The organism is Rossellomorea sp. RS05 (genome assembly GCF_039822645.1).
Classification (GTDB): Bacteria; Bacillota; Bacilli; order Bacillales; family Bacillaceae_B; genus Rossellomorea; species Rossellomorea marisflavi_B.
The window spans coordinates 248,444-262,036 of the sequence record NZ_JBDKWY010000004.1 but is presented as its reverse complement, the minus strand read 5'-3'; the positions used below and the strand labels follow the sequence as shown (position 1 = coordinate 262,036).

At 43.9% G+C, this 13,593-nt stretch carries 13 protein-coding genes; 2 read left to right on the top strand and 11 right to left on the bottom strand.

The window, feature by feature from the left end; translation table 11 throughout:
* The first annotated feature begins 615 nt into the window (after positions 1–615).
* Positions 616–1,089 (top strand): CBO0543 family protein, encoded by a 474-nt coding sequence (locus ABJ225_RS22385; protein WP_367259237.1) that lies wholly within the window; start codon positions 616–618, stop codon positions 1,087–1,089.
* On the opposite strand, the gene ABJ225_RS13270 is transcribed toward ABJ225_RS22385, so the two are convergent.
* The 6 genes from ABJ225_RS13270 to ABJ225_RS13245 all read right to left on the bottom strand — a co-directional run bounded on the left by ABJ225_RS13270 (position 1,084) and on the right by ABJ225_RS13245 (position 6,091).
* Positions 1,084–2,184, bottom strand: a complete 1,101-nt coding sequence (locus ABJ225_RS13270; RefSeq protein WP_347320725.1) for an L-dopachrome tautomerase-related protein — start codon at positions 2,182–2,184, stop codon at positions 1,084–1,086. The genes ABJ225_RS22385 and ABJ225_RS13270 overlap by 6 nt on opposite strands.
* Before the next feature lie 146 nt (positions 2,185–2,330).
* Complete coding sequence (locus tag ABJ225_RS13265; protein ID WP_347320723.1) at positions 2,331–2,840, bottom strand: SDR family NAD(P)-dependent oxidoreductase; 510 nt, start codon at positions 2,838–2,840, stop codon at positions 2,331–2,333.
* Positions 2,815–3,300 (bottom strand): antitoxin YezG family protein, encoded by a 486-nt coding sequence (locus tag ABJ225_RS13260; RefSeq protein ID WP_347320721.1) that lies wholly within the window; start codon positions 3,298–3,300, stop codon positions 2,815–2,817. Before ABJ225_RS13260 ends, ABJ225_RS13265 begins: the two co-directional genes overlap by 26 nt.
* A 158-nt stretch (positions 3,301–3,458) precedes the next feature.
* A complete protein-coding gene (locus tag ABJ225_RS13255; protein ID WP_347320719.1) occupies positions 3,459–4,112 on the bottom strand; it encodes a hypothetical protein in 654 nt (217 codons plus the stop codon).
* A gap of 18 nt (positions 4,113–4,130) precedes the next feature.
* Entirely contained in the window at positions 4,131–5,798 is a 1,668-nt protein-coding gene (locus ABJ225_RS13250) for a T7SS effector LXG polymorphic toxin (protein ID WP_347320717.1), read from the bottom strand.
* An 11-nt stretch (positions 5,799–5,809) separates the two neighbouring features.
* Positions 5,810–6,091 carry a YwqI/YxiC family protein gene (locus tag ABJ225_RS13245; RefSeq protein WP_347320715.1) on the bottom strand — a complete coding sequence of 94 codons (282 nt, stop codon included), beginning with the start codon at positions 6,089–6,091 and terminating at the stop codon, positions 5,810–5,812.
* Positions 6,092–6,688: 597 nt separating this feature from the next.
* On the opposite strand from ABJ225_RS13245, the gene ABJ225_RS13240 reads away from it, so the two are divergent.
* Positions 6,689–7,498, top strand: coding sequence for an STAS domain-containing protein (locus tag ABJ225_RS13240; RefSeq protein ID WP_347320713.1), 810 nt, complete (start codon positions 6,689–6,691; stop codon positions 7,496–7,498).
* A gap of 207 nt (positions 7,499–7,705) precedes the next feature.
* Here ABJ225_RS13240 and ABJ225_RS13235 read toward each other — a convergent pair whose 3' ends face one another.
* The 5 genes from ABJ225_RS13235 to ABJ225_RS13215 form a co-directional block, all read right to left on the bottom strand.
* Positions 7,706–8,206 carry an LURP-one-related/scramblase family protein gene (locus ABJ225_RS13235; RefSeq protein WP_347320711.1) on the bottom strand — a complete coding sequence of 167 codons (501 nt, stop codon included), beginning with the start codon at positions 8,204–8,206 and terminating at the stop codon, positions 7,706–7,708.
* A 134-nt stretch (positions 8,207–8,340) separates the two neighbouring features.
* Complete coding sequence (gene dhaK, locus ABJ225_RS13230) at positions 8,341–10,095, bottom strand: dihydroxyacetone kinase subunit DhaK (protein ID WP_347320709.1); 1,755 nt, start codon at positions 10,093–10,095, stop codon at positions 8,341–8,343.
* A gap of 143 nt (positions 10,096–10,238) precedes the next feature.
* A complete protein-coding gene (locus ABJ225_RS13225; RefSeq protein ID WP_347320707.1) occupies positions 10,239–11,012 on the bottom strand; it encodes a response regulator transcription factor in 774 nt (257 codons plus the stop codon).
* Positions 11,013–11,014: 2 nt separating this feature from the next.
* Entirely contained in the window at positions 11,015–12,685 is a 1,671-nt protein-coding gene (locus ABJ225_RS13220) for a sensor histidine kinase (protein ID WP_347320705.1), read from the bottom strand.
* A gap of 64 nt (positions 12,686–12,749) precedes the next feature.
* Positions 12,750–13,577 carry a hypothetical protein gene (locus tag ABJ225_RS13215; RefSeq protein WP_347320703.1) on the bottom strand — a complete coding sequence of 276 codons (828 nt, stop codon included), beginning with the start codon at positions 13,575–13,577 and terminating at the stop codon, positions 12,750–12,752.
* Between the last annotated feature and the right edge of the window lie 16 nt (positions 13,578–13,593).

Genomic DNA, 13,593 nt, shown 5'->3' with positions numbered 1-13,593 from the left:
TATTCCACTCTCGATAATGGTCATCATGAGCATCGTCTTACTATTAACACTGTTTTCGGGTCTTGCCTCAATAAAGGATATCATCACAAATATCTTAGTCATCATTTTGCTTGGGTTTATAACTGTAGATGTCAAGAATCATTCTTTAGAGAGCGAATCGTTAAGGCCCGCTTATAAATATTTTGTCGTGATCATTCTGCTCTCTCTTTTAAATGTATTTTAACTAACACATCTTGCTAGACTACACTTCTTTACTTCTTCATAATCCCCGCCACAAATCGCGTCAACACTTTTCTCAGAAGTGATCGATTACTATCACGAAACCACAATGGACCAAGATGATGCTATTCCAGAACAAGAAGACCCTTACCTACGATTCGAAGACCTCCATCTTCCGGGGAACCGGATTGAAGAGAGTCATGCGGGATGCGAAAAAAGGAAGCTACAGGCGTTGAGCCGCGGCTTCCTTTCTTTGCGTAATGTGGTGGAGTACTACATACGTCGCACGCTGATATTTAAAAAGGTACTACCTAACGCTCACTAGTATAACCATTTGAATCAGGGATAACCTATTCGGTGGAGGTGCTATAAGTGAGAAAGAAATTCGAAATCAACATGATTAAATGGCTTTATTTCTTTGGTATTGGTTCCTTTATTTTGTTAGTTAATAAACCTCTTGCAAAGGACTGGCTCCTTGTTTTCTTTATAAAGAGTTATTATGCATCGTTGGTCGATAAGTTGGTTGTATATAAAGGGTATGTTGAATATCCCACACGGTTTCCGAAACGTGTCAAAACGAGCGTATTGTTCGATTACATCCTTTTTCCGATTACATGTGTTTTTTATAATCAAATCACTAAGGATTCTCCTATCCTTCAGTGCCTGATAAAGGTTCTGTATTTAAGTGTACCCTTGACCCTTATTGAGCTATGGCTAGAAAAAAACACTCAGCTTGTAAAATATAAAAAAGGATGGAATGGGAGCACTACTTTTTATTCACTTTCCTTTTCCTTTTTAGTAGTCAGGTTTTCAATGTATGTTATAAGACGTTTATTTGATAATCAAAAAAGACCGGATCACACCTTATAGCGTGTATGTGGAAGCAGGAAGCTCATCAATTTTCATACGAAGTAAACTATACGGTTTCTCTCGCAGGTCTTTTCCATAATGGAACCTTGCCTGCCGATGTAATTGATTTACAATGACATATAGGTATCGATCCGGACCAATTGAAAAAGTATCCGGCCATAAGATTCTCGGATCATGTGCAATGGTTTCCATTGTGCCATTCGGCCATATCTTTCGGATACTATTGTTTTCATAATCTCCAGCATAAACCGTCCCTTTTGCATCTGTAATCATGCCATCCGATGCACCTTTTTCTCCCCAATACTCCACATGATAAGGTAGATCCGTGTCCGGGATCGTTTTGTCTCTAAGGGCTTCTGTCGAGATCGAGAACAAATGACGGCTGGTTAGTGGAGCAAAATATACTGTCTTCCCATCGGGGGAAATCGCAAGACTATCAGAAGCTAATGTAAATCGGGAAGTGGAACCATCTTTGTTTCGATTCATTAAAATCCGACCTTCAACCTTCGGTAAAAAATAGGGATCGGGTGATGTTGAGTTTGCCCCATTTAACCGCCTGAATGCGTGTCCAGTTGATAAATCCACAACGATAATAGCTCCTGGTCCTTTCGATGATGAATCCGTGATATATGCATAACCCGCTTTCCCTACACGGAAATCAAATCGTACATCATTCAGATACGTTGTGGCCAGGACAACATCTTCCGAAAAGGTATAAACCTTTCTGATTGTATTGGTTTCTAAATCAACAGCGACTAATTTCGCTCCACCTTTAATCGGTTCGGAAAAATTGGGTGCCGCTGTATCCAATACCCATAGCGTTCCCCTTCCATCGGCAACTACACTTTGGACACTGATGAACGTCATGGTGATATCCTCGTAGTTCTCCACATTCGTTTGTACATCAGGATAAGGCTGTAAAGTATTCTCAACAATTTCCCCCACAGTAAACTTGACATCGTCTCCCCACTTCGGAAAACAAACGAAAATACGACCCGTTTCAGAAACAGTAACTCCTGTAGGCATAGCCCCATAAAATGAATGAATTAATTCTAATTCACCGAAATATGTTTCACTAGGTAAGAAAGGCTTCATGATATCCTCCTTAAGCAACACGGATATCACCTATATATGTGATAAGTTTCTTCTAGTGCATGTTTGAATTTACTTAGTCATGAGGTCATACTCGAATGATGCTCCCGAGTAAAGTAAGGCACTTCTATTATGGAATGGAAAACTCTCTATTTCTTCATAATCCCCGCCACAAATCGCGTCAACACTTTCCGCGGCAAGAATCGCCCCATCTGTGTAGTCGCATAGTTCGACTTCCCGTCGACGACGAAGCTGGTTCCTTTTGCCAGTGCTTGGAAGGCGGATTGAACGACTTGTTCAGCTGTCCGCATCTTCCCGAAGGAGACGTCTCCGGCCGTTTCAAAGAATGAGGTGGCCGTGGCTCCTGGGCAGAGGGCGAGTACCTTGATCCCCTTCTTCCGGTATTCTTCCCAGAGGGATTCGGTGAAGGAGAGGACGAAGGCTTTGGTTGCGCTGTATACGGCCATGTAGGGGACGGGCTGGAATGAGACGACGGAGGCGAGGTTGATGATGGTGCCCGAGCCTTTTGCCACCATGTCCTTCAGGTACAGATGCGTCATATCCACCACCGACGCCACGTTCACCATGACCTGGTTGTGATCGGTCTCATGGTGGTTGGAGAGAAATTCACCGCTAGTGGCGAAACCGGCATTGTTCACCAGGTAATCGATCGATTAACGCTTTATATTCTCCATCACTTGACACCTCACCCAAGTACTTATTTTTCCAAATCATCATTTGGTCGCCAAACCCATAGTCTATATCAAACCAATTTGTATAATCATAATGCCACTTAAATTTCCCGCTACGCTCTAGGGACAGTGTAAAGGAATACCAAGGTTCCTGTTCATTATCTTTAAAAACTGTTCTAAGTTCCTTACTCAATTGATATAAAACATCTTCTTTCCTCTCAAATTCATCTTCATCAACCTGACAGGTGTAAGGAATTTCCACACTATATTTATAATGCTTATTTTCAAGTGTATTATAAAAAAAGTACGTTCCTCCTCCAGTATCCGATATTTGAGCATAAAAATAAAATTTCTCCCATTCCTCTGGGATCATTTCATTAACCGTTTCAGCTATTTCTCTATACAACTTGTTCATTTCGTTTTCCACTTAAATCCGCCTCCTCCCATGTCCATAAAAATTGAAATGAGATCAGCACAAACTTTATCAGATTATATGAATAGTTAGAATGTATTTTGTGGGAAGTATTCGGCACTCTTCCGTACTCTAACGAAAAGACGGCTATCATTCGATAGCCGCTACTAGTGTTAAATTGGTAAACAATATTCATTCCCTAAGTGAATATATAGATTATCTTCACTATCTTTTCTTAAAACCTTCCACTCCTCAAATAAACCCTTATCAAGATAAGCAACAAAGCTTTCCCAATTGTCTTTACCTTCTATGATCTTACCTTCTTTTAATACCCACTGATTTTCAATAAGATCATAAAGAATTGTATCCAGTTCTTCTAAACTCGTAGAAAGTGCAATGGTATTTTTTTTAACTGATTTAATTAGACTTGACATATCATCAATTCGTTCTGTACCTCTAGCCCCAGTCATCCAAATTATTTTTAATTCATCTGCACTTATATTTTTTATAAAACCTAAGTCATCTTCTGCATCATATTTTAAAAATGTCCATAAATCTGCAAACTGACCCAAATTAAAAATAATCGTGGTATAGATATAATCTGAGTCTAAAGGGATTTTTGGTATCCATACAATATGTTCATTACATTTTCTAGCGATTACTGAAGAAGTATTAATCCTACCATGATTTAATCTTAACTCTAGGTCACCTGTTACTGAAGTTATTAAGTCATCTGTATATCCCTCGTAGATTACTTGTCCGTCATACTTTAGAAGCAACATTTCTTCTGTAAAATCTCCGTAAGTTTTATAATCCAGCTTTTTCAAGTCCTCAAAACCTCCAATTTATGGGCTAACTTGGGAAGGTAATTCCCAACGGTTAGAATACCTTTTCCAATCGCTCTTCGGAATAAATGATCGATGGGTGACTACACCGTCTTTAAGTGTTATATGATAGACACCTTGTTGACCGTTGATAGTTCCTTTGTGTAAATATTCTGCACGACCATCTGGTCTAACAACTGATGGCTTGTTAGATAAAATTGTTTTGTCAAAAGATGTAGGGAAGTTATGATGTGTTCCCGAATCTTCTTTCATCCTTTTTAAAACTCTGTTATCATATTTCAGATTATCTTTACCCTTACTAACCCCTTCAACCTTCTTCGTATCCTTTACCTTATCTTTTTTTACCTTCTTTTTACTTACTCTTTTCACGAAGGATTTCGTAACGAACCTAACCCCTTTTCTCCCCATTTTCATAGCGAAACCTTTTGGATTTATCCACTCCAAAAACTCAAGTGGCGTTTCATCTAATAGAGAGTCTAACTCCCTAGCCCCTCCCACTCGACTTTCTGGAACCTCATCCACTTCTTTGTAAAATACTTGGTCAGAACGTGTTATATGTTCCCAAATAATCTGTCCATTTGAATAAACGTAATAAAACCCGTCGATTTTCCCTTCAATTTCGTCGAATACCTGAACCTTTTTGGTGACTTGAACGTCATTGGGATTTTGAATCTGATTGTCTACGATTGTTACTTCAGAGCCATTTGACTCGTCAGCAGTGCTCATGTTTTCAACTTGATTTGATCCTGTATATTTCGGTTCATTTCCTCCATTCTGACGATCCCCATCTTTTGAAGAAACCTTCGCATTCTCATTCAATACTAGTTTTTCAAACCAAGTATAAACGCCTTGTCTAGATATTCCCCATACGGGAAGAGAAGCCACTATCTGATACGTTTTCTCCATTATCATTTGAATTTTTTCCGAATTCAAGACATTTTTTGTCTTTTCTAGTAACGCTCCTAGATTTCCGGAGTCGTTGATCAATCCATTCACATTTTTCCCGACATTGGAGAAACTAAGTTGTTGAGGCATGCCTTCTTGTCCACCATAGATTGAAAGTACCGGTTTAGCGTGCAGTTTCTGAAAAGCAGGGTGAAGCTGCATAATCTGTTTTTCCAAAGCATCGACCTGCCCTTGAAGTGATGAGAGTGAAGCGGTTTGAGCATGGTCGAACTCATACAGCTTTTCGATACTTTCGTCGATTTCCCTCTCAGCTTTGGCCACATATTGCACGCAGGTTTCATCCTCAATCTTTGGTAGCGTGACGATGTCGGAGACACTACCTATCGTATTATTGGCTTCACTGGTGAGTTGTTCGGTTGTTTGCTTCGCGAGGCGAAGACCTGCTTCCAATTCATTTTCCAAGAATCCCTCATTCATAAACCCATCAGGTGCAGGCTCCAGGTTATGAAGCGCGTCATTCATTTGCTTGACAACTGCTTGGTAGTCGGATAGAAATGTCTGATACTGTTTAAGTAGGGGAAGGTGCTTACTGCGGTAAAAATCCCGGATGGCGTTTCCACCTTTTCCCTTGAATGCCTCATCTAGATCGGTAACTCCCTGTATGGCCTTCTGGATCTGCTCCGCCTGTTTTTTCTGAGAGGATAAGGTCTCCTCTATTTCTTTTATTCCCTTTTGAAAGCCGTCTACATCTAGTATTTTCATAGAGTCCCCCCTTATCGGCCCATGGAAATCATGGAATGGAGGCTTTGGTCGGTATCTTCCATGTCTTCAATTGATTGCTTCGATGTTTCCTGGTTATCCATCAGAAGTTCTTGGTAGGTCTCAAGCATTTTCTGGCATTGCGCATTGAGCTCGTTCAGCTTGTTGATGACTTCAAGCTTATTCGCTCCGCCAATCTCTTTCGGAAATGATGTGTCCCAGGAATCGACTGACTGACGCAGCTTTGACAGTGCCACTTCCGCCTCTTCATACTGAATCTTGATCTCCGTGCTCATGTGATCGGTCCTTTCTATATGGATCTAGTCTCCCACTTACAACATCCAATTAAATTCCAATTTGTTCAATATCGTACCATCAATACCATTTATATACCACTAATAACCAGAGTTTTAACAAAAATAGGTATTTCTTGCGGTTAATTGGTCTTGATTTGGAATCCAATTAGGAATTCGGGACAGAAGGCAAAAAAAAGAAGTACGGGATATCTCCCGCTCTTCTAGTTAAAATCTAATAATGAATCAAAGACGACTCATCCTAATTCATCAATGACGTTGACTATCATGACCGTCTCCATCTCACCTTGTAACTGTCACCCCATGAGAATCATTCCTTGGCCAACTCACCAAGGACTTCCCCGTGCTGAAGGATCTGGAAGTCCACGCCCCATTAATTCCCACTCACTTCAATCCTGCTACCTCGAACGTATAGCAGTCCTTGAAGCAGGATAATTCTTTCTTGATCGTCAGGGCCTCTTCGTCGCCCACCTCTACGTTCTTCTATATAATTTCTCCGACCCATATTTCCAATTATATTTTCTACTATTATGGTAAAATCAATGTATAGCCCAAGATTAAAAAGAGGAGGCATCAGTATTGGAATCGGTCACAAAAGTTAAAGAAGAAATTGCTCACAAGGTCTTATCTCTAAAGCACGAACTAATTAGCCAAAAAGATGGGACCAAATCTAATAAAACCATCCCTACTAATCATCTACAAAGTTGGCGGGAAAATATCATTACCATTTATGCTGCATCCATAGCCGAAAACTTAGATACCACGTTTGAAAAGTTAGAAGTATGGGGAAATGAAGCTGTCCATACGTTGGTCAATGCCAACCTTCCGATAGAAGTTGCATTGGATGAAGTAAGAGACTATAGAAATTTAATTGGCAAAATCCTGATGGAAGAAAGCAGCATATACAAACTGACTATTGAGCAATTTTATGAAATTATATCGAATTTTGATTCAGTCGTGGATCGGGCCGTTCAATGGTTAAGTACATCATATACGGAGAGCTACTTTAAAAGAATTTATGCAGCAGAATCTACGGCACTAGAATTATCAATCCCCATTATCCAAGTAACGGATGACGTAGGTGTATTACCATTGATAGGCGATATTGATACTCAACGAGCACAGGAGCTAATGGATAAAGCCCTGACTAAAAGCAATGATTATTCTTTAGAGCATTTAATAATTGATTTATCCAGCGTAACGATCATCGATACGATGGTTGCAGGTCATATCTTTAAGGTGGTTGAAGCCTTAAAGATGTCAGGTGTAAATTCCATTTTAACAGGAATTAGACCAGAGGTTGCCCAAACGATGATACACTTGGGAATTGACATTACGCATTTGAATATCTCATCTACCCTACGGTCTGCATTGAAAGATATTTATTAATCGAATTCACTCAGATATGTTTACGTCTAATAAGTTAAGAAGCTCTCGAAAAGGGATTCTTAGCTTATTTTTTTAGCACTAGACAAGTAAATCCTCTCATAACCGTTAATCGTATCCTTCCTATTCTGTCCTAGTGAAGGCAAAAAAAGCATGGCAATTGCACCCACACTTTCTCCTCCTTTAAAGCACGGGATATCTCCCGCATCTCTAGTTAAAATCGATTGATGAATTCGCAGACGACTCATCCTCTTTTACACAATCAATGGCGATGACGATGGCGATCATGACCGTCTCCATCTCATCCTGGAGAACGTTCACCTTATAGCTGTCACCCCATGAGAACCATTCCTTGGCCACCTCGCCGACGACTTCTCCGTGCTTGAGGACCTGGAAGTTCATGTCCCACCAGTTGCCCTGTACTTCGATCCCGGCTGCGTCGATCGTATAGCGGTCCTTGAAGAAGGATAGTTCTTTCTTGATTGTCAGGACCTCTTCGCCGCCCACTTCTACAAAGAACTTCGGAAGGAAGCTGAGAGTCTTCTTCGTGATGAGGGCGACCTCTTCCTTGCTTGTATCCATGATTGAAAACGTCTTGGGGATCCGCAGGAAGCTCCCCTCCACATAGAATCGGTCCTGCTCATCCTGATCCTTTACCGTGAATTTATCATTGAAGCTGAACACCTTCTGCTTAATGTATAGCTGTCTCATGAAACTCGCCTCCATCTTGTCTAATGACTCTATATACGATTAAAAGGCGAAGTTGGTTTCATTTGTGGCATGGGGACGGTTCCGGCTCGTCAAAAAAGTGGCGCATGGGAACCGTCCCCATGCGCCACTACTTATTACATCAGACTCTCTGATAGCTCCGTGAAAATCACCCCAAGGGCATAGGCACCGGCATCGGGATGACCCAGGCTGCGTTCGCCGACGGTTCCGGCGCGTCCCATCCGGGCGACGATGTCCTTGGTTTTCTCGGCTCCCTCTACTGCGGCCGCTGCTCCTTTTTCAAATGCCGCTTTGACGTCGTCTCCGTTTGATGCGCTGTCCGACCAGGCGTCCGCACAAGGGACGAGGGCGTCGATGAGGGTTTTGTCGCCCACATCCGCTCCCCTTCCGAAGGATCGCTCGCCTGTATCCTGGATGCCCTTCACTGCCGCCTGCAGCATGTCGGCGAATTCTGACACTGTCAGTTCGGTTCGGTCACCGGCTGATTTCCCTGCTGCGCGGAAAGCGGATCCCCAGATCGGACCGGACGCCCCGCCGCAGTATTCCATGATGACCATGGAGCTTGCATCAAGGAAGCTACCGATGGTGAGATTGTCTTGGTCCAAGATCGATTTCCACTCCCGTTTCAGCTGCTTGAAACCCTTCGAGACGCTCATGCCGAAATCCCCGTCGCCGGCGTGGGAATCGAGCTCGCAGAACGGGACTTCATTCCGGATGATCACGTCGCTCATCTTGTCCACGAGATAGATCATGTTCTGGAGGGATAGCTTGTTATCCTTGATCTTCGAGTGCTCCTCCGCTGTTTCCACCTCGAAGGATACAGGAGTCGATTCTTCCTCTTCCCCGAAGTCGACGTACTCGACCCCTGGAACCGGTCCGTCCACCCTGAATGCCGGAGCCAAGCTCTCACTCGACAGCAACGTGCGCAGTTCATCATCGAGTTTCATGAAGGTCAGGGACACGCCCGCCATATCGATGCTCGTCATATAGTTGCCGACGAAAGCTCGATTGATGGCAATCTTTATCCCCGAAAGGATCCGGGTGACGGCGTTATTGAACAGATAGAGCTCCTGCAGGGGTGTGCCCCCGAAGCCGTTCACCATGACGGCAAGCTCGGTTGAGTCGCCTTCAAGCTTCATGTCCTTCAGAAGATCATTCACCATGCGCTCTGCCAGTTCATCGGCGGATGCTACCTTTTCACGACGCGTGCCGGGTTCGCCATGGATGCCGACGCCGTACTCGATTTCGTCGTCGGCAAGCTTGAACGTATGCGATCCGCTTGCTGGTACCGTGCAGGAGGTCAGGGCGAATCCGATGCTGCGCACGCTCTTCGCCGCTTTCTCCGCCACGGCCTTCACTTCCTGCAGGCTCCTGCCTTCCTCTGCTGCCGCCCCGGCGATCTTATGTACAAACACGGTTCCCGCAACACCCCGGCGTCCCACCGTATACAGGCTGTCTTCCACTGCGATATCATCGTCGACCTTGACGTATTCCACCTCGATGCCGTCCTCTGAGGCCAGGTGGGCAGCGTTCTTGAAGTTCATGATATCACCGCTGTAGTTCTTGATGATGAGCAGGGCACCCTTCTTCCCGGCCGTCGCCTTGATCGCCTGATACACCTGAATCTGCGAAGGTGAGGCAAACACGTCACCGCACACGGCCGCGTCCAACATCCCTTTCCCCACAAGACCCGCATGGGCCGGCTCATGTCCGCTACCGCCGCCGCTGATCAGCGTGACCTTCTCTTCATTTAACTCCTTCTTCTTCATCACCTTGTACTTCTTCATGAACTCAAGCTCCGGATGAGCAAGCGCCATCCCCTTGCACATCTCCACCACCAAGTCCTCGGGCTTATTCAACACCTTCTTCACATCCAACGCCTCCTTGAGATTGTCGTTGGGTAAATTATCTCACTGGGCAGATGAAAATGAAAGCGTTACGCATGGCGGATAGTGGCGCACAGGGACGGTTCCGGTGCGTCAAAAAAGTGGCGCATGGGAACCGTCCCCATGCGTCATCTGGTTCTCCCTCTCGCCATGAAATCGCCTGGAGAGGTGGAGAAATATTTTTTGAATACGGTACTAAAATGTTTGTAGTCTGAGAATCCTACATCATTTGCGATTTCATAGATGCGGTAGTTCTCGGTTTGCAGGAGGGAGATGGCCTTCATGATCCGGTAGCGGTTTAGGTAATCCATGATGGTCAGGTTCGTTTCCTTCTTAAAGACTCGGCTGAGATAACTTGTGCTGACACTCAATGATTCCGAGATATCTTCGTTGGACAGTTTCTCCTGGTAATGTTCCTTGATGAATGACACACACTGGGTTACGTAATGGTTCGAATGATGGCTCAGATCCTTATCTAGCAATTCTTGGTAATAGGAGATCGTTTGGGTTTTCTGTTTATCTTTCTGCTGGTCTATCATTTTCTTTGTTAATTTTTGAAAGGTCTCATGTAAGATTCGATCGTCTACAGGCTTCAAGATATAGTCATAGACCCCCAGACGGATCCCCTTCTGTGCGTATGAAAAATCGCTGTAGCTCGTGAGGATCAATTTCTCACATTCATGGAAGCCTGCCACTTCTTCGAGCATCTGGATACCATCCATGACAGGCATCTTGATATCGGTCAACACGATGTCCGGCTTAACTTCCTTGATTCTTTTAAGCCCTTCTGCCCCATTGCTCGCCTCCCCTACGATGGTGATACCGAGACTGGTCCAGTCAATGGTGTAGATCAAACCCTGCCGTATGATACGTTCATCTTCCACAATGACTAATGTCAGCATCGTTACACTTCCTCTCTATAAGGAATGGTGATCAATAGAAGGCTTCCTTTGTTCTCTTCACTAAACACTCTCACTCCATACGATCGGCCATATTTCAATTGGATTCGTCTGTGCACATTGTAGATCCCGATATGGTTGGAGGGATTTTGAGTAGTGTGTAACAAGTCTCTGATTTCCTGTAACCGGGACGGCGTGAATCCACTCCCCGTATCTAATATCATGATGATGAGCTTATCCCCTATTCTGGATGCCTTGATCTTGATCAGCAGATGATCGACATGATCAATGCCATATTTCACTGCATTCTCCACCAAGGGCTGCATAATCAACTTCGGTATCGGAGTGGTTCCCAGTTCTTCCGGTATCTCCACGGAGAAATTCAATCGTTCTTCAAATCTTGCCTTCTGGATATCGAGGTAATCGTAAATATACTTGATATCATCCTTCAACGGGCTGTCCTGATCGGTATTATCAATCGAGTAGCGAAGGATCGAGGATAACTTTAATAGAAGCTCCTCGGCAGATGAAGGATTCATGCGGATCATAAATTTGATGTTTTCCAGCGTGTTGAAGAGGAAATGCGGATTGAATTGCATCTGAAGCTGCTTGATCTCGGCCTCCGTCTTCCGAATGTGGATTTCTTTATTCTCTGAAAGAAGAAGGTTCTTGGAAAGGATCATGTCATGAAGATAATAATTGATGGTTTCAAATTCATCCTCTTCCTCCAGTTGGTTATAGCCTTTATACCTTCCTTCGTTGACGTCCTGAATCGTTGAAAGGAGAGTATCGATGGACTTGGTTTTCTTCCGGGCGATGCGATTGGCAAAGAGCCTCGTGATGATCACCATCAGACCACAAATGACGAATAGACCTAGGAATCCGAAAAAGAATCCCTTTTGTAACAGTCCTTCATAGCGTATGGAGTGAACAATGAATTCATCCTGGACAATGGATGAGGAAACGGTATGGTACCCCTTCTTGGATAGCACACCAATCTTGCCATTATCCAGGATCAGCGATCGTTTCGATGAGAATAGCTGGTTACCGAAGGGATCGGTAATGACGATATCTGTATAATTCATATTCTCATAGAATCGCCTCAACTGATTGGACTGCAGATCAAAGATGATGAATCCGCTTACCCTATTGCCATCGTAGATTGGTGCCGTCATCTTTAAAAAGGTGAAATCTGCCGCATGATTATCCTTTTCATTATAAAAGGTAATGTCTCTATCCTGATTCTTATTAACCTTTGTCAGATACTTATCATAGTAAATCTGTGCCGTGTTATCCTTATAGGCATTCGTTAAAAGGATGTTCCCTTCTACATCGACAATATAAAAATTACTCTTCAGTTGGTGATCCGTGACCACTTGATAGAGTTCCTTGTACATGTCGTTATGCACGTCATTCGTCTGGAATACCCGGGACAGCCTGGGATCTTCTTGAAGGGATTGAATCTCTTTTTTGTACGACGTGATTTCGCTCGACAAAAACGAAGACAATTCCTTGTTTTGACTGGTAAGTTCCCGATCGCTGATTTCATTGATAATCATGAAGAATAGTTGAAAGAAAACTCCCGTTACGAGAATCGTAGGGATAATCGCAAACAGGAGCAGGGACCGGCTTAGTTTCTCACGATACAGTTTGTTAATCGTTGTGTTTCCTATCATGATGATCACACCAACTTATTGGAAGCATTGTATCTCTTATTATAAGAGAGCCACTACAAGCTGACTACACTTTCATTCTTAAAAAAGCCCGGTCGTCAAACGAATCTTTCCCTTTCTCTAGCCCTTTTGTGTTTGGCTTCAGAAAATAGCATAGGGGATCGTTTTTAAGTAAGTGAGCGAGTGCCGCTTCCGTTTGGGCAAGGTCTTCCTTCAGGACGGGATACCCGTCACTTGCCAAGATCACGTCTTTTGCCTCTTTCACATTGATCACTTTCAGCTGATCCCGAATGACCGGGAAGCCATCGATGACGGTGTAGGCTAGTGGTGAATCCGTTTGGTTGTTCTGGTGATGGTACTGCTGTCGTAGAAACGGCTGGATGTGCAGGGTGCTGAGATCTTTTCCATACAAGTCCTCGACGTTTCTCGTTTCCAGATAGCTCCTGAGAATGGTGATCCTCATATCTGTCATCAATTGATCGACGAGCTTTTCATTCGTGGTCACCACCCCATCGATGGAACACTGACAGTCCCCGACGAACCACACTTCCTTGCGATGGTCGCTGTACAGGATGATATTGGCTCCCATGCGCTTATGGGGATGGCTGCTGACATCTTCGAGAATGTGATGTTCCCGGTAGTAATCCGCGATACAGTCCGTCAGAGCCGTAACGGCATCATAACACGATATCTCCTGAGCAAAGCGCCCGATGCACTCGGAGAGCCGTTCTGTACAGATCAGGGCAGGGGATACTCCGGAATAAAGACTCTTATCCTGGGGTGTCATGCCATCGATCACCGCGGCAAAACCGGGCACAGTCACAATACGGTCTTCGTTATCTTCTTCCCGCCCCGTCTTGGCGTGGGTGTAGGATTCCACTACAGTGTATGTCATTCTCTTCCCCCCCTCT

What these genes read in the sequence shown, in the direction of transcription:
- ABJ225_RS22385 (WP_367259237.1), top strand. Translation starts at nt 616, where the DNA reads ATGATTAAATGGCTTTATTTCTTTGGTATTGGTTCCTTTATTTTGTTA.
- ABJ225_RS13270 (WP_347320725.1), bottom strand. Translation starts at nt 2,184, where the DNA reads ATGAAGCCTTTCTTACCTAGTGAAACATATTTCGGTGAATTAGAATTA.
- ABJ225_RS13250 (WP_347320717.1), bottom strand. Translation starts at nt 5,798, where the DNA reads ATGAAAATACTAGATGTAGACGGCTTTCAAAAGGGAATAAAAGAAATA.
- ABJ225_RS13245 (WP_347320715.1), bottom strand. Translation starts at nt 6,091, where the DNA reads ATGAGCACGGAGATCAAGATTCAGTATGAAGAGGCGGAAGTGGCACTG.
- ABJ225_RS13235 (WP_347320711.1), bottom strand. Translation starts at nt 8,206, where the DNA reads ATGAGACAGCTATACATTAAGCAGAAGGTGTTCAGCTTCAATGATAAA.
- ABJ225_RS13225 (WP_347320707.1), bottom strand. Translation starts at nt 11,012, where the DNA reads ATGCTGACATTAGTCATTGTGGAAGATGAACGTATCATACGGCAGGGT.
- ABJ225_RS13220 (WP_347320705.1), bottom strand. Translation starts at nt 12,685, where the DNA reads ATGATAGGAAACACAACGATTAACAAACTGTATCGTGAGAAACTAAGC.
- ABJ225_RS13215 (WP_347320703.1), bottom strand. Translation starts at nt 13,577, where the DNA reads ATGACATACACTGTAGTGGAATCCTACACCCACGCCAAGACGGGGCGG.